Below are 15,934 nucleotides of genomic sequence, written 5' to 3'. Positions count from 1 at the left end.
ACCTTTAAACAAAAAAAAATGGGCGTATTACGATTACAGCTGCCAACCGATCCTAGATGGGTCAATATAGTAGAGAAAAATATAGAAGAAATCCTTACTGATCATGCTTGGTGCGAGCAGAAAGCAGCTACCAATGCTATTACGATTATCACCAATAATTCGGAACATCAGGATTTGGTAAAGGATTTATTGGCTCTGGCCAAAGAAGAAATCGATCATTTTGAGCAGGTACACAATATCATTATCAAGCGCGGACTGAAATTAGGCCGTGAGCGTAAAGACGATTATGTGAATGAATTATATCTGTACATGAAAAAAAGTGGTGATGGGAGCCGGGTTTCGGGTCTTGTTGAACGATTGCTGTTTTCGGCTATGATTGAGGCCAGAAGTTGTGAGCGTTTCAAAGTTTTATCGGAAAATATTAAAGATGAAGAACTCGCTGTTTTTTACAGAGAACTGATGGAAAGCGAAGCGGGACATTACACAACGTTTATAACTTATGCGCGAAAATACGGAGTTGGAATTGATGTCGAAAAACGCTGGAGAGAATGGCTTGCTTATGAAGAATCGATTATTGCCAATTATGGAAAAGGCGAGACCATTCACGGATAAGTTTTTTTGTTTAAAGGTTTAAAAGTTTAAGGTTTAACTTTTGCCAAAAGCAATTCCAAAGTTTCAATTTAAACAATATTAAACTTTAAATAAATTTAAACCTCTACATTTTGTTGATAAAAGGATTATTAGTTTTTGCCTGTTTTTTACGGGTCAGCTTTCAAAATGGCTATATTTGAGAGTAACCAAAAGCTATAGCCATGAGAATAGAAACTGACTTAAAATTAGGATTTAAAGACGTTATGATCAGACCTAAAAGATCTACTTTAAAAAGCAGATCTGAAGTTTCACTGGAACGGAATTTTAATTTTCTGCACAGTACAGGTTCGTGGACAGGAATTCCAATTATGGCTGCCAATATGGATACTGTCGGGACTTTTGAAATGGCAGCAGTTTTGGCCAAAGAAAAGCTCTTTACAGCCATTCATAAACATTATTCTCCGCAGGAATGGAATGATTTCCTGCAGAAAGTTTCTCCGGATTTCTATAATTATATTGCAATAAGTACAGGAACCGGAAAAGAGGATTCTGTAAAAATTAATACAATTATAAAAGCAAATCCGCTGCTTCGATTTATCTGTATTGATGTAGCCAATGGATATTCCGAACACTTTGTTCAGTTTTTAAAGCAAACCCGAAAACAATATCCCGATAAAGTTATTATTGCCGGCAATGTAGTCACTGGCGAAATGGTTGAAGAACTATTATTGGCTGGAGCTGATATTGTAAAAGTCGGAATCGGTCCCGGCTCAGTCTGTACCACCCGTGTAAAAACAGGAGTTGGATATCCGCAGCTTTCGGCCATTATAGAGTGTGCTGATGCAGCGCACGGTTTAGGCGGACATATTATCAGCGATGGAGGCTGTGCAATTCCAGGCGATGTTGCCAAAGCTTTTGGTGCAGGCTCTGATTTTGTAATGCTGGGAGGAATGCTGGCCGGACATACTGAAAGCGGCGGTGAGCTAATCGAAATTGATGGTCAAAAATTCAAGCAGTTTTACGGAATGAGCTCTGCAACTGCAATGGATAAACACGTTGGCGGTGTTGCTGAATACAGAGCTAGCGAAGGAAAAACTGTTCAGATACCTTTCAAAGGCAAGGTTATCAATACACTGCTGGATATTTTGGGAGGCTTGCGCAGCACTTGTACCTATGTAGGCGCTTCAAGACTAAAGGAACTCACTAAACGAACTACATTTATACGAGTAAGCGAACAGGAAAATCAGGTTTTCACCGATTAATTATTTTAAGGATTTTTTCTGGTTGGATACTTTTGACTTTACGACATTTAAACTTTCGACTTATTAAATATGATTACAATTTTAGAAGCTGTAAACAGCGATATAAAAACAATTCAGGATATTGTTTATAAAACCTGGCCTATAACGTATGGCGAAATTTTATCCAAAGAGCAATTACACTACATGCTGGATTTGTTTTATTCTGACGAAGCATTAACAGCTCAGTTTGATGAAAAACAACAGCTGTTTTATTTAATTACCGAAGAAGAAACAGTTTTAGGATTTATCGGAATTGAGCATTATTATCAGAAAGAGAATAAGACAAAAATTCATAAGATTTATATTCTGCCCCAAACCCAAGGCAGAGGAATAGGAAGAATTGCTTTTGAAGCTGTCGAAAAACTGGCTTTAGAAAATAATTCCGATTCTCTTTTACTCAACGTAAACCGATTCAATAAAGCTTTGCACTTCTACCAGAAAATTGGTTTTGAAGTTTTTGATGAGGTAAATATCGAAATCGGGAATGGTTATCTTATGGAGGATTATATTATGATTAAAAAGCTGTAATCAGCAGTTTTTTGCCTGATTCAAGACGAATCTGACCCAATTCAAGAACCCCGGATTTCTTAGCAATAGTGCATTTACATTTGCTTTATAAAAATGTATTATTCACTAAAAAATCAAAACCATGAAGAATTTCCTTTATTTATTATTGTTTGTTTCTTCTCTGAGTATAGCTCAATCAAAAGAGACAATTGAGAAGCCAGCTACTAATGCTTATTTTGTTTTAAACAAAACAACAGTTCGAGTTGAAAATAATTTTATTCGTAATAAATATATTTCGTCTAATGAAAGTAAAGATCCATATTATAATTCTGCAATATTTAATAATTTATCAAATAAAGAGTATCATTTTATAGTCTTAGGAGAGAAAATCAATCTTAAAATAACGGATCCAAAAGTGTTTGATAATTTATTTATGATAGGAGTCAGAGGTATTGATACTCTCAAAATAAATAAAGATTTATATCGAATTACAGATCTGGAAATTCAAATTGTAAAAAATAATAAAATCGTAAAAAATTGGACTTTAGTTACAGAAACAAAAAAGTATACTGAAACTAATCTTCTTGAAGGGAAAAAGCGTTTTGAAAATGGTTATTTTCCTTACACAGATTCATTAGTTAACGGAGATAAACTGTTAATTTTATTTAGACAAAAAGGAAAAGAAAGTTTTTTGAAGCTGCATTTTGAGAAGAAAGAAGGTGCCAGAAAGCCTTTTATTATAATATCAAATTCCAATGATTTAAATAAAACGGTAAGTTTTGAAAATTTTATTCAGGAATCTATAGATAAATTGCATAAAGACAGTTTTTTTGATAAATCAAATTTTCATGATTCCTGGCCTGAAGATTTTGCTCCAAGAATTATAGGAAATAGAAGCAGACACTTCAAAGGTGAAAAATATTGCTTGGTTTTTAGAAAGCCCAATGGTAAAAAAAGAATTTATGATAGTTTTGAATACCGCAACAGCGTAAATTCTAAAAAAGGGGAATGGACTAATTCGAATGGTATCATTTTTCTGGATTTGAATGAATCTGGTGCCGAGTATAAGCTTGAAATCCGTTATAAGGACGATCCGAAATATGTTGCTGTCTATAAATTCAATACTGAACCCGATTGGTACCAGACACTATGGTTTAAAATTGTCATTGGAATGTTTTTTCTATTAATTTTTTCAGTTGTTTACATCATTTGGATGAGAAGAATGACTGAAAGAAAACGATTGGAACAAAAGTCAAAAATAAAAATGCTTTATGCACAGCTTAATCCTCATTTTGTATTCAATGCTTTGGGTTCTATTCAGGGGCTGCTTAATGATAATCAGATAGAAAAAGCAAATCAATATTTGGCTGGTTTTGGTTCACTGCTTAGAAATGCGCTTACTTCTAGTGAAAATGAAACACAGAGTATTGAAAATGAAATAAAAAGCATTAACAATTATATTGAATTAGAGCAGTTGCGAAATCCTTTCTCATATCGTTTAATCATCGATGAAAAGGTAAATGTTCACGAAACGGAAATACTTCCTCTTTTGATGCAGCCTTTGATAGAAAATGCGATAAAACACGGAATTTCAAATAAAGAAAAAGCAGAAATAACAGTTACCATTTCAAAAAAGGCAGATGATTTACTATTTGAGTTAGCTGATAATGGAAAAGGTTTTGATATTTTAGCAGAGCAGAAAGGTTTTGGTTTAAAACTCGTTAAAGAAAGAATTGAGTTATTTAATCAATCAACGAAAAAGATGAAAGTTGATATGAAAATCGAAAGTAGTTCATCTGGTACACACATTATTATCCGTTATAAAAACTGGCTGAAAAATGATTAAAGGAATCATCATCGACGACGAACAAAACAATATTACCAATCTACAGCGGTTACTGGAAAAATATTGCCCAGAAGTAACGATTATTGGTTCGTCGTCTGATGCTGACAAAGGAATAGAGCTTATTAAAAACAGTCATCCTGATCTGGTTTTTCTGGATATTCAAATGCCGGAGAAGAATGGTTTTCAGGTTTTACAGGAACTCAATTCGTATGATTTTGAAGTAATATTTGTAACTGCTTTCAGCCAGTATGGAATTCAGGCGATTAAATTTTCGGCAATTGATTATCTTTTGAAACCAATCGATATTGAAGAGTTAAAAAAAGCAGTTGCAAAAACAAGCGAAAAGCTGAAACATAAAAATCAAAATCTACAGCTTCAGAATTTACTTCATCATCTGAAAGAAAACAATAATAGTTCCGATCATCGCATTGCTATTTCATCGCTTAAAGAAATCCGTTTTGTCTATGTTAAAAATATAGTCCGCTGCGAAAGCGAAAACAGCTATACATTATTTTATACCGATGAAGGTGAAACGATAATTTCTACTGTGCCTCTTTATGAATACGATGAAATGCTTTGTGTTTATGGGTTTATTCGCTGTCATCAGTCCCATTTGGTGAATAAAAAATATGTAAAAAGCCTGCTTAAAGAAGATAATTATACTTTGTTGCTTTATGACCAGAATCGGATTCCCGTTTCCCGTAATAAGAAAGATCTGGTCAAAAAAGCTCTAGTCTGATTTTTGTCAAAAATAATATAAACCGAAGCCGTAAATCTTCGGTTTTTTTTAATTCAAAATTGTCTTAAAGCTTCAGCTATAGGTGTTTTGAATTTGTATTATAAATGTCTCCTGTTATATAATTTACATATAACTGCAGATTATAATTTAGAAAGAAGTAATTTTAATGTATTGATTATCAAATAGTATGAATTAAAAACATGAAATTTATGGAAACATCACACATTTATCCGGGGGCTTATTCATTGAATGCTTATATAGCAGTAAAAGGATGCAATGAGGCTATAGAATTTTACAAAAAAGCTTTTGGCGCAATAGAGCTGGGCAGATTATTAATGCCCGACGGAAAAATTGGCCATGCAGAAATAACTATCGAAGGCTCTTTATTGATGCTGTCTGAAGAGAACAGCGATTGGGGAAATGTAAGTCCAAAAACTATTGGCGGTAATCCTTTAACTTTTGGTTTGTATGTTAAGGATTCAGATGCGGTGTTTCAGAAAGCAATTGATGCCGGCGCAACAGTTTTAATGCCTATGAAAGATGAGTTTTATGGCGATAGAGGTGGGCAGTTATTAGATCCTTTTGGGTACAAATGGATGATAGCCACTCATAAAGAAGATGTAAGTTTTGAAGAGATGCAGAAACGGTTTGATGAAATGTTTCAATAAGATATAGGTCGGTATAATGTTTTGAAAATGAATTAAAAAGAAAGAATTTTTGTGTATTTGTAAAGTTAATTACCGCTGTATTTACCGCATTAAATGGTAACTTTATTATGGATAGTATGATATAAATGAAACGTTATAAGTAACTTAAAAAGTATCTATTATGAAATCACAAATTGCAGTTTACGACACCCATGACAAAGCAGTCAGTGCTATAAAAAGATTGAGTCAGGAGAATTTTTCTATGGATCATGTTTCACTGCTGGGCAAAGCTGAAGTGATTGAAGATCATATTCAAGTTAAGTCACTCGATACGATAAAAAAAACTCCGGCTGTCATTGGGATGGGTGCGGGTACACTTCTTGGCCTGCTTTCGGGAGTAGGTGTGTTTGCAATTCCCGGTTTTGGGTTTCTCTATGGCGCAGGTGCACTTGTCGGGATTATTGCCGGTCTTGATTTAGGTCTGATTGCGGGAGGTGCGATTTCGCTTTTGTCTTTTACAGGACTTAAAGAAGAAGAGGTAGTCAAATGTCAGGAACATCTAAAAGAGGGAAAATTTATGGTAATCGTAAAAGGAGCCCAAGAAGAAATTGAAAGAGCAAAACACATTTTGCATACTGATGGAGATCATCTGGAGATGATCGCTTAATTTTTTTACATTATTTAAAAACTGAAATATTTTAATGAGTTTCTTTAACAGCTTTTATTTATGGCTGCTAAGGGAACTTTTTTTGCAGAATCAGTTTACTATTATGTCATGTTTATAAAGCAGTCCTTTTAGTCCTTCCAATGAGAAAATGGCTTTCTTTAATTTGGTCGTTTTTGGATCAATTGTATAATGTCTGCTGGTCTTGAAATTGGCTTTATTTGCATTGGCTTTCGCAAATTCGGCGCGGTATAAATCACAGTTTTCAAAAAGCACTTCCGTCAGATCTGCAGCCATAAAATCGACTGCAATCAAGCTGCAGTTGATAAAAGGCGTTCCTTTTATTTTCAGCGTATAAAATTTAGAAAAATCCAATACGCAGTCAAAAAAACGGACTTCAAAAATGAGTTTGCTGCACATCGCAAAATTAACTTCCTTGATTTCACACCGGTAGAAAGTTACTGTTCTCAAAGCTACATGATTTATTTTGCTCTGGCTGAAAATACAGTCGTTAAAAACGCAGTCGATGAAAGTAACATCTATAAAACTGCAGGCAGAAAATGTGCAGTTATTAAACGTACAGCTTTCAAATTCCTTGAAATTGACTTCATCTGAGCCATAAGTATAACTGTTATATTCTTGATCGAAAAAATATTCGGGCATGAAGGAATTAATTTTATGAATTATTAGCAAAGAAACGATTTCTATTGCTTAAAAAAAGCATAGGAATTAATATTTGTCTGATGAAAATTGAAATATTTTTGCAGGTCCCCAGCTGTTTTGTATGTAAAATTTTTGAAAAAACAGATTGTTAAAAGCAGTATTTATAGGTTTTAAACTACTAAAATTGCAATTAAGAGTGTTAATAAAGCATAAAATATTGCAAAATATTACTTTAAGAAAACGATTTCGCTGGCTTTTTTGAATGGGTATGGTCAAAAAAAAGTTTTTTTATTTTAATCTTTTATTACTTTTGGGGTCATTATGAGAGGAGTCACTTTATATTTTATGTATTTATTTTTTCTGCTGTTAGGCGGCGGACAATATATTCATGCAGAAACTGCTCCTAAAATAATTGAAAACGAATCACCTTCTTTTGATTTGGTTAAAAAACATCAGGTAAAAGTAAAAAAAGCAGAAGCCGGAAGTGTTTTAATTGAAGAAGCTGATGTAGATCTGGATGAGGAACTGCACAGTGCTGACAATTCAGTTAAAGAATTAACTGCTGGTAAAAGTTTATTAGCAAATTGGTATTTGACATTCTCCAGTCAAGCCTACAAGGATAACTCCAAACAATTCAATTTTTTTGCACCATATTATGGGCATGATAATCCTATTTATCTTGAAATAGGAGTTTTAAGAATTTGATTCCATTTCACATCAATTACTAATGGTGTGACTTATGGATGTCCAATGTTTATATAATCTTGTATAATGTTGGTTTATTAAGTATTTTCATTCTGGACAGTTTAGTTTCACCTTAGTAGCTGATGGTCATTTTCTGACCTTGGGAATTTTCTGTATTCCTAAATTTTCCATTCGCTTAATTACCAATTTTATACTATGAAGAGAATTATCGTTTTCACGGGCTTAATTGCCGTGTTGTCCCTTACAAGCTGTACAAGCAAGAAAGAAGAAAAAGAAGAAGCCGAAACTTTTGAAGTTACTAATCCTGTAAAGATTGACACTTCATTTACGAAGCAGTATGTTTCCCAAATCCGCTCTGTCCGAAACATTGAAATCAGAGCTCAAGAGAAAGGATTTCTGCAGAATATTTATGTTGATGAAGGTCAGTTTGTAAAAGCCGGCCAAGTATTGTTCCGCATTATGCCAAAAATCTATGAAGCAGAATTATTAGGTGCACAGGCAGAAGAAAAAGCGGCTGAAATTGAACTTAAAAATGCTAAAACATTAGCAGATAAAAATATAGTTTCAAAAAATGAACAGGCTGTTGCCCAAGCCAAATTAGATCAGGCAAAAGCCGAAGTTGCTCTTGCAAAAGTGCATTTATCATTTACCGAAATCAGAGCTCCGTTTGACGGAACTATCGACAGAATTCCAAAGAAACTGGGAAGTCTTATTGATGAAGGCGAATTACTTACCAGCCTTTCCGACAACAGTCAGATGTTTGCTTATTTTAATGTTTCTGAGCCTGAATATCTGGATTACGAAACCAATGTTAAAGGAAGAGCTCAAAACAGAGTTGGTCTGCTTTTAGCTAATGGTACTACATTTAAAGAAAAAGGAAATGTTGAAGTTATCGAAAGTGAATTTGATAATGAAACCGGAAATATTGCTTTTAGAGCAAGATTCTCTAATCCAGGTAAATTATTGAAACACGGACAAACCGGAAAGGTACTGATGGAATCTCCGCTTCATAATGTAATTGTGATTCCGCAGAAAGCTACTTATGAAATTCAGGACAAAAAATATGTTTTTGTTGTAGATAAAAATGATGTGGTTAGCTCTAGAGAAATTATAATTAAAGGAGAAATTCCAGATTTATATATGATTGACAGCGGGATTACTGTAAATGATAAAATCTTACTGGAGGGTGTTCAGAAGGTGAAAGATAATGATAAAGTTCACTATAAGTATGTTGCGCCTCAGGAAGTTATTACTCATTTGCGTTTAAAAGCAGAATAGTTTTAAGTAATCAGTTTGCAGTAGTTTACAGTATTCAATAACAGTTTAATGTAAAACACGAATTTGGTTTAATCATAAAAAAATAGAAACAAATGTTTGATAAATTTATACAAAGACCAGTTATGTCGATAGTAATATCGCTTATAATTGTCTTTTTAGGGGTGCTGTCGGTGATGAATCTGCCGATCACCCAATTTCCGTCCATATCACCGCCAATGGTGAATATTACCGCAGATTATCCTGGTTCTAATGGTGAGCTGATGATCAAATCGGTTGTTATTCCGTTAGAAAGAGCACTAAACGGTGTTCCGGGAATGAAATACATGACTTCTGATGCAGGAAATGACGGTGAAGCCAGTATTCAAGTGGTATTCAACTTAGGAACTGATCCTAACCAAGCCGCTATTAACGTGCAGAACCGTGTGGCTTCGGTTACCAATAAACTGCCACCGCTGGTAGTAAGGGAAGGTGTGAAAATTACCCGTGAAGTTCCGAGTATGCTTATGTACGTGAATCTTTTCAGTACAGATAAAAATACAGATCAGAAGTTCTTATACAATTATGCCGATATCAATGTTTTGTCTGAATTGAAAAGGGTAAATGGTATTGGTTCCGGAGATATTTTGGGAACACGTGAGTATGCAATGCGTATCTGGCTGAAACCGGACCGAATGCTTGCTTATAAAATTTCGGCAGAGGAGGTAATGGAAGCATTATCCAGCCAGAGTTTGGAAGCTTCGCCAGGGAAAACAGGTGAAGCCTCAGGAAAACGTTCTCAGGCATTTGAGTATGTATTGAAATATTCAGGAAGGTTTACTACCAAAGAACAGTACGGTAATATCATTTTGAAATCCAATCCGAATGGCGAAATTTTGCGTTTGAAAGACGTTGCCAACATTGAATTTGGAAGTTCGATGTATGATATTTACTCGAACTTGAACGGAAGACCATCAGCAGCTATCGTGCTGAAACAGTCTTTTGGAAGTAATGCCAATCAGGTTATTGAAGATTTGAAAGCCAAATTAGAAACCATCAAGAAAAAATTCCCAAAAGGAATGGATTATGAAATTTCGTATGACGTTTCTAAATTCCTTGATGCTTCTATCGAAAAAGTAATCCATACCTTGATTGAAGCGTTCATTTTGGTAGGATTAGTTGTGTTTCTTTTCTTGGGTGACTGGCGTTCTACCGTTATTCCTGCGATTGCAGTACCGGTTTCGTTAATCGGAACTTTTGCGTTCATGCAGTTTTTTGATATTTCGCTGAACTTAATTACGTTGTTTGCATTGGTTCTGGCAATCGGAATTGTCGTCGATGATGCGATTGTGGTTATCGAAGCCGTCCATGCCAAGATGGAGGAAAAACATCTCTCAGCTTTGAAAGCAACTAAAGAAGCAATGCACGAGATTTCGGGAGCTATTATTGCGATTACATTCCTGATGGTGGCCGTATTTATTCCTGTTACATTTATGTCTGGGCCTGTTGGGATGTTTTACAGACAGTTCTCTATTACAATGGTAACAGCGATTGTTCTTTCTGGTGTTGTGGCATTGACATTAACTCCGGCACTCTGCGCGATGATGCTGACCAATAATCACGGAGCACCAAAAAAGAGAACACCAATAAACCGATTTGTGGATGGTTTTAATAATATGTTTAATCTTACGCAGACAAAATATCAAAATGTACTTGGAAAAATTGTAAACAGAAGAGCTGTTACTATTGTGGTGCTTTTAGGATTCTGTGCAGGAACTTGGTTTGTGAGCAGTACTGTTCCTTCAGGATTTATTCCAAATGAAGATCAGGGGATGTTTTATGCTATTATTCAAACGCCTCCAGGTTCATCATTGGAAAGAACAAATGACATTTCTGTAAAACTTCAAAAAATTGCCGAAACTGTAGAAGGCGTACAGTCCGTTTCTTCATTGGCAGGTTATGAAATTTTGACAGAAGGTACTGGATCGAATGCAGGAACCTGTTTGATCAATCTTAAAAACTGGAGCGACCGTAAGCATTCTGTGCAGGAGGTTATGACCGAATTGGAAGAAAAATCAAAAGACATTCCAGGTGCTAATATCGAATTTTTCCAGCCGCCAGCGGTACCAGGATATGGAGCTGCGGGAGGATTTGAGCTTCGTTTATTAGACAAAACGGGTTCAGGCGATTACAAGAAAATGGAGAAGATTAACAGCGATTTTGTTAAAGAACTCAACAAACGTCCTGAGTTATCGAATGTATTCAGTTTTTACAGTGCCAGTTTCCCTCAGTTTATGATGAAAGTCGATAATGACTTGGCACAGCAAAAAGGTGTATCTATCGAAAACGCGATGAATACCTTATCTACGCTGGTGGGAAGTAACTACGAAATCAGTTTCATTAAATACGGAATCAACTATAAAGTTATCGTTCAGGCGGCTCCGGAATACCGCGCTCTGCCAGAGGATATTTTAAAACTGTATGTAAAAAACAACCGTGATGAAATGGTTCCTTTCTCAGCTTTCATGAAATTGGAAAAAGTGTACGGTCTTTCGGAAATTACGAGACATAATATGTATACTTCTACAGAGATCAGTGGTGCTGCAGCTCCTGGATACAGCTCGGGAACTGCGATTAAAGTTATTCAGGAAGTGGCAGCCGAAAAATTGCCTAGAGGATATGACATTGATTGGGCAGGTATTTCTGCCGATGAGGTGGCACAGGGAAATCAGGCAATCTGGGTATTCCTTATCTGTTTAGGTTTCGTTTACTTGGTTTTGGCAGCACAATACGAAAGTTTCATTCTGCCTTTCTCAGTAATCTTGTCATTGCCTGCAGGTATATTTGGTGCTTTCCTTTTACTGAAATTTACAGGTTTGGAAAACAATATTTACGCTCAGGTTGCGATGGTAATGCTTATTGGTTTACTGGGTAAAAATGCTGTTTTGATTGTAGAATTTGCCATTCAGAAACATGCGGCAGGAAAATCGGTGCTGGAAGCGGCTATGGAAGGTTCCAAAGCAAGGTTCCGTCCTATCTTGATGACATCATTTGCGTTTATTGCCGGATTGCTTCCGTTAGCTTTTGCGACTGGTCCAGGTAAAATTGGTAACAGAACCATTGGTACTGCAGCAGCAGGAGGAATGCTTATAGGTACAATCTGCGGTGTATTCATAATTCCTGGACTGTATTATGTTTTCGGTCGAATAGCTGAAAGATTTACCTATGTAAAAAATCAAAAAGAAAATCCATTAACTGAAGAATTTGATGATAATCATGCAGTATAATAAGTCATTTAAATATATTGTCCCGCTAGGTATCTGCCTGGCGGTGGCAAGCTGTACACCGGTTCTTTCGCCTTTGGCAGAGAAAAAAGCCGTGCCGCAGTCTTTCGATAAAAGTACCGATACAACTAATATTTCTGCCACACCGTGGAGAACTTATTTTAAAGATCCAAACTTGGTAAATCTGATTGATACTGCTCTGAAAAATAATCAGGAGTTACAGATTACCCTGCAGGAAATTGAAATTGCCAAAAATGATATCCGTGTAAAAAAAGGACTGTTGCTGCCACAGGTTGGACTAGCAGCAGGAGCAGGAATTGAAAAAGTAGGACGTTACACGAGCCAGGGTGCTGGTGATGCTTCGACTGAAATCATGCCTGGAAAAGAAATGCCGGATCCATTAGGAGATCTTAAAATTGGAGCTTACGCAAAATGGGAAGTAGATATCTGGAAAAAACTGCGCAATTCTAAAAAAGCTGCAGTAAGCCGTTATTTAGCAACAGTTGAAGGTAAAAACTTTGTGATTACCAATCTTATTGCCGAGGTTGCCGATTCGTATTATGAATTATTAGCCTTAGACAATCAGTTGGAGATTGTAAAGCAGAATATTACTTTGCAGAGCAATGCGCTGGAGATTGTTAAAATCCAGAAAGAAGCTTCGAGAGCAACAGAATTAGCGGTTCAGAAATTTCAGGCTGAGGTGATGGCTTCGAAAAGCATGGAGTTTGACATTCTTCAGAACATAAAAGAGACGGAGAATAAAATCAATTTCCTGCTAGGGCAGTATCCGCAGGAAATAAAGAGAGACAAAGCTAACTTTGCCAGTTTAGTGCCATCGGCAGTAAATTCAGGAATTCCGTCACAATTGCTGGCCAATCGTCCTGATATTAAACAAGCTGAATTAGAACTTGAAGCGGCAAAACTCGATGTGAAAACAGCCCGTGCCGAGTTTTATCCATCACTTGATATTACTGCTGGAATAGGATTTAATGCCTTTAAACCGTCTTATCTGTTTACGCTTCCAGAATCGTTATTGTACTCATTAGCGGGAGATATTACAGCTCCTCTGATTAACAGAAATGCTCTGAAAGCCGAGTACAGCTCTGCCAATGCAAGACAAATTCAGGCTTTGTATAATTATGAGCGTACGATTTTGAATGCTTATATCGAAGTTGCCAATCAGCTTTCTAAAATCAATAATTTAGAAAAAAGCTATGATTTAAAATCACAGCAGGTTGATGCTTTGAACCGTTCGATTGATGTGGCAGGAGATTTGTTCAAGTCGGCCAGAGTCGATTATTTTGAAGTTTTAATGACACAGCGCGATGCTTTAGAATCAAAACTTGAACTAATTGAGACCAAAAAAGAACAGCTTAATGCTTCTGTATATGTGTACAGAGACTTAGGCGGAGGATGGAAATAATCCTTCAGTGATATTGCAGTACAACTTTATAATACCATTTTTTTAGTTGCCAAAAGCCCCAAACATGTCAAAGTGTTTGGGGCTTTTTTTGTGATTGTACCAGTCTAGCAAACAGCAGAATTTTTATTAGTCAAGGGCTGGCTATTCTATCATTTCAGAGAGTTATTGGATAATCAATTTTTTATACAGTGAAGTAATTACCGTTAAAAATTACAAGACAATAATCGAATTTATTGGTCTAAAAAGGAAAAATTCCAGATTGGAGAATTAATCGTTTTCATTTATATATTTTTTTTGCAGTTCATGAAAACGAAAATAAAATTTCTTACATTTGAAGACTATTGATTATTAATATTAACACAAATTATTAAATGAAAAAAATTGTTTTTGCACTGTTGTTTGTTTCTTCAATTATGACCGCTCAAGACATGGATGTTGTAAAAGGAGATTTTAAAAATCTTAAAGGTATTACAGAATACAATCTAACCTTTGATTATTCAAATTTAAAAGTTGATAAATTTGATACTGAAGAGGCTTTCTTATTAGATAAAATGAAAAAAAGAGAAGAAAAAGGAACAGATGATGATTTCAAAAAGTCTTGGTTTGCGGATAGAGAAAACAGATACGAACCTAAATTTATTGAATCCTTCAATAAAAGATTTGATAAGGGCGAGGTAAAAGTAGGTAAAGACCTAACGACAGCCAAGTATACAATGAATGTTAAAACGAGTTGGATTTATCCTGGTTATAATGTTGGTGTTATGAGACAAAATGCAAAAATAGATGTTATTATCACTATTTTTGAAACCGCAAATCCAAGTAACGTTTTGGCTTCAATTCAATATGAAAAGGTTCCTGGAAATGGAGCAATGGGATATGATTATAATTCGGGTTACCGAATATCAGAGTCATATGCTAAATTAGCTAAAGAAATTGCGACACATATCAAGAAAAAAGCAATGTAATTTTTTTGTATAAAATGAAGGAAAACCTAGTTTTAAACTAGGTTTTTTTCGTTTTTTTGCTTTCCATTTCGAGTATATGTGCCATGTTTTTGATTAGATTGTCATGTTTTTTCACAAAAGGATTTTCTTCATCCCAAACATAACCCGCCAGTACAGCACATATTTTTCTTTTTACATCGGGATTTTCGGGCTGATGAAAAAACAAAGTCTGAAGATTTCCAGTGTACCATTCCTTTACATAAGTGGTAAATACCGCAATTCCTCGTTTCATGTAAGCCGTAAATTCTTCTTCCCAGTCTACTGCTATGCCTTGTGATTCTTTTAGAAATAATTTAGCAGCAAGCATACCTGACTCCGTTGCAAAAGCAACCCCAGATGAAAACACCGGATCCAAAAACTCTGAGCTGTTTCCAGTTAAGACAAAACCGTCTCCGTACATTTTTTTGACAGAGCGGGAGTAATTTTCTAATTTAATTGGTTCGAATAAAAAATCGACACCTGCAAAACGTTTAATATAATAGTCCGAAAGCTGAATGGCATTTTTTAAGGCTTCGGCGTTGTCTTTATTAGTAGAAAGCGAATTGATAAAATCTGTTGGGCCTACAACTCCCAAACTGGTATTTCCATTGGAAAAAGGAATAACCCATAACCAGACCTGAGTTTCAAGAATGTCAAAAGAAATCATTGTTCCTTCCTCACCTTCTGGACGGTTTTTGTCGACAACGTGGGTGAAAATCGAGGAATGCGGATCCAGTTTTGAAGGAGTATCCAAGTCTAATAATCTTGGTAAAACCCTTCCATAACCACTGGAATCGATAATGAATTTGGCATGGATTTCTTTTAAAACACCATTTTTGTTCTTAACAACTGTCGTTGAATTTTTTCCTTTAAAAGCAACCGAGATTACTTCTGACTCAAATTCCAGATCAATACCTTTTCGAATTACTTCCTGGGCCATGGTGTTGTCAAAATCGGCTCTGGGTACTTGCCAAGTCCAATCCCAGCCTTCAGAAAATTTATTGCTAAAATCGAAAACACAAATTTCTTCACCTCTAATGAATCGGGCACCCAGTTTTTTCTCAAAGTTCATGGCGTCGAGACTTTCAAATAATTCTGCTTCGGCAAAATGATCCATTACTCTGGGAATGAGGCTTTCGCCTACAACAATTCGAGGGAATTTTGTTTTTTCGACAACCTTGATCTTGATTCCTTTTTTATGAAGATAGGAAGCAGAAACACATCCGGATGGTCCCGCTCCAATGATTAAAACATCTACGAACTCTTGTAACATTTATTATTTTGGAATTAAAATTTCTAAAAATAAAAGATACTATTTTTACTGATA

At 35.5% G+C, this 15,934-nt stretch carries 14 protein-coding genes; 12 read left to right on the top strand and 2 right to left on the bottom strand.

What is annotated here, in order from left to right:
• Positions 1-18: 18 nt before the first annotated feature.
• The 7 genes from IRZ80_RS07675 to IRZ80_RS07645 all read left to right on the top strand — a co-directional run bounded on the left by IRZ80_RS07675 (position 19) and on the right by IRZ80_RS07645 (position 6,298).
• Positions 19-612, top strand: a complete 594-nt coding sequence (locus IRZ80_RS07675; protein WP_100430265.1) for a tRNA-(ms[2]io[6]A)-hydroxylase — start codon at positions 19-21, stop codon at positions 610-612.
• A gap of 200 nt (positions 613-812) precedes the next feature.
• The gene (locus tag IRZ80_RS07670; protein WP_194640971.1) at positions 813-1,853 is read left to right on the top strand and encodes a GMP reductase; all 1,041 of its coding nucleotides are present in this window, start codon (positions 813-815) and stop codon (positions 1,851-1,853) included.
• A gap of 69 nt (positions 1,854-1,922) precedes the next feature.
• A complete protein-coding gene (locus IRZ80_RS07665) occupies positions 1,923-2,420 on the top strand; it encodes a GNAT family N-acetyltransferase (protein WP_194640970.1) in 498 nt (165 codons plus the stop codon).
• A gap of 121 nt (positions 2,421-2,541) precedes the next feature.
• Positions 2,542-4,245, top strand: coding sequence for a sensor histidine kinase (locus tag IRZ80_RS07660; protein WP_194640969.1), 1,704 nt, complete (start codon positions 2,542-2,544; stop codon positions 4,243-4,245).
• Positions 4,238-4,984 carry a LytR/AlgR family response regulator transcription factor gene (locus IRZ80_RS07655; protein ID WP_194640968.1) on the top strand — a complete coding sequence of 249 codons (747 nt, stop codon included), beginning with the start codon at positions 4,238-4,240 and terminating at the stop codon, positions 4,982-4,984. Before IRZ80_RS07660 ends, IRZ80_RS07655 begins: the two co-directional genes overlap by 8 nt.
• A 209-nt stretch (positions 4,985-5,193) precedes the next feature.
• Positions 5,194-5,652, top strand: a complete 459-nt coding sequence (locus IRZ80_RS07650) for a VOC family protein (RefSeq protein ID WP_194640967.1) — start codon at positions 5,194-5,196, stop codon at positions 5,650-5,652.
• Between the two features lie 160 nt (positions 5,653-5,812).
• Positions 5,813-6,298, top strand: coding sequence for a DUF1269 domain-containing protein (locus IRZ80_RS07645; RefSeq protein WP_194640966.1), 486 nt, complete (start codon positions 5,813-5,815; stop codon positions 6,296-6,298).
• A gap of 90 nt (positions 6,299-6,388) precedes the next feature.
• Here the strand turns inward: IRZ80_RS07645 and IRZ80_RS07640 are convergent, their stop codons facing one another.
• On the bottom strand, positions 6,389-6,958 hold the full coding sequence (locus IRZ80_RS07640; protein ID WP_194640965.1) for a pentapeptide repeat-containing protein: 570 nt from the start codon (positions 6,956-6,958) through the stop codon (positions 6,389-6,391).
• Between the two features lie 345 nt (positions 6,959-7,303).
• Between IRZ80_RS07640 and IRZ80_RS07635 the strand changes: the two genes are divergently transcribed.
• The 5 genes from IRZ80_RS07635 to IRZ80_RS07615 all read left to right on the top strand — a co-directional run bounded on the left by IRZ80_RS07635 (position 7,304) and on the right by IRZ80_RS07615 (position 14,589).
• Positions 7,304-7,663 carry a hypothetical protein gene (locus tag IRZ80_RS07635; RefSeq protein WP_194640964.1) on the top strand — a complete coding sequence of 120 codons (360 nt, stop codon included), beginning with the start codon at positions 7,304-7,306 and terminating at the stop codon, positions 7,661-7,663.
• A gap of 195 nt (positions 7,664-7,858) precedes the next feature.
• On the top strand, positions 7,859-8,941 hold the full coding sequence (locus IRZ80_RS07630; protein WP_194640963.1) for an efflux RND transporter periplasmic adaptor subunit: 1,083 nt from the start codon (positions 7,859-7,861) through the stop codon (positions 8,939-8,941).
• 92 nt (positions 8,942-9,033) lie between these two features.
• Positions 9,034-12,204, top strand: a complete 3,171-nt coding sequence (locus tag IRZ80_RS07625) for an efflux RND transporter permease subunit (protein ID WP_194640962.1) — start codon at positions 9,034-9,036, stop codon at positions 12,202-12,204.
• Complete coding sequence (locus IRZ80_RS07620; protein ID WP_410504219.1) at positions 12,185-13,624, top strand: TolC family protein; 1,440 nt, start codon at positions 12,185-12,187, stop codon at positions 13,622-13,624. Before IRZ80_RS07625 ends, IRZ80_RS07620 begins: the two co-directional genes overlap by 20 nt.
• 371 nt (positions 13,625-13,995) lie before the next feature.
• Positions 13,996-14,589 (top strand): hypothetical protein, encoded by a 594-nt coding sequence (locus IRZ80_RS07615; RefSeq protein WP_194640960.1) that lies wholly within the window; start codon positions 13,996-13,998, stop codon positions 14,587-14,589.
• A gap of 37 nt (positions 14,590-14,626) precedes the next feature.
• Here the strand turns inward: IRZ80_RS07615 and IRZ80_RS07610 are convergent, their stop codons facing one another.
• Positions 14,627-15,880: an NAD(P)/FAD-dependent oxidoreductase gene (locus IRZ80_RS07610; RefSeq protein ID WP_194640959.1), complete on the bottom strand. Its 1,254-nt coding sequence runs from the start codon at positions 15,878-15,880 to the stop codon at positions 14,627-14,629.
• Positions 15,881-15,934 lie beyond the last annotated feature (54 nt).

This window comes from Flavobacterium sp. HJJ (assembly GCF_015351475.1).
Classification (GTDB): Bacteria; Bacteroidota; Bacteroidia; order Flavobacteriales; family Flavobacteriaceae; genus Flavobacterium; species Flavobacterium marginilacus.
Note: the sequence above shows the minus strand (reverse complement) of the source record. Positions and strands in the feature narration are given on the sequence as shown.

Excerpts from the sequence above, each read along its gene's own strand:
- IRZ80_RS07675 (WP_100430265.1), top strand. The coding sequence starts at position 19 with ATGGGCGTATTACGATTACAGCTGCCAACCGATCCTAGATGGGTCAAT.
- IRZ80_RS07670 (WP_194640971.1), top strand. The coding sequence starts at position 813 with ATGAGAATAGAAACTGACTTAAAATTAGGATTTAAAGACGTTATGATC.
- IRZ80_RS07665 (WP_194640970.1), top strand. The coding sequence starts at position 1,923 with ATGATTACAATTTTAGAAGCTGTAAACAGCGATATAAAAACAATTCAG.
- IRZ80_RS07660 (WP_194640969.1), top strand. The coding sequence starts at position 2,542 with ATGAAGAATTTCCTTTATTTATTATTGTTTGTTTCTTCTCTGAGTATA.
- IRZ80_RS07655 (WP_194640968.1), top strand. The coding sequence starts at position 4,238 with ATGATTAAAGGAATCATCATCGACGACGAACAAAACAATATTACCAAT.
- IRZ80_RS07650 (WP_194640967.1), top strand. The coding sequence starts at position 5,194 with ATGGAAACATCACACATTTATCCGGGGGCTTATTCATTGAATGCTTAT.
- IRZ80_RS07645 (WP_194640966.1), top strand. The coding sequence starts at position 5,813 with ATGAAATCACAAATTGCAGTTTACGACACCCATGACAAAGCAGTCAGT.
- IRZ80_RS07640 (WP_194640965.1), bottom strand. The coding sequence starts at position 6,958 with ATGCCCGAATATTTTTTCGATCAAGAATATAACAGTTATACTTATGGC.
- IRZ80_RS07635 (WP_194640964.1), top strand. The coding sequence starts at position 7,304 with ATGTATTTATTTTTTCTGCTGTTAGGCGGCGGACAATATATTCATGCA.
- IRZ80_RS07630 (WP_194640963.1), top strand. The coding sequence starts at position 7,859 with ATGAAGAGAATTATCGTTTTCACGGGCTTAATTGCCGTGTTGTCCCTT.
- IRZ80_RS07625 (WP_194640962.1), top strand. The coding sequence starts at position 9,034 with ATGTTTGATAAATTTATACAAAGACCAGTTATGTCGATAGTAATATCG.
- IRZ80_RS07620 (WP_410504219.1), top strand. The coding sequence starts at position 12,185 with ATGATAATCATGCAGTATAATAAGTCATTTAAATATATTGTCCCGCTA.
- IRZ80_RS07615 (WP_194640960.1), top strand. The coding sequence starts at position 13,996 with ATGAAAAAAATTGTTTTTGCACTGTTGTTTGTTTCTTCAATTATGACC.
- IRZ80_RS07610 (WP_194640959.1), bottom strand. The coding sequence starts at position 15,880 with ATGTTACAAGAGTTCGTAGATGTTTTAATCATTGGAGCGGGACCATCC.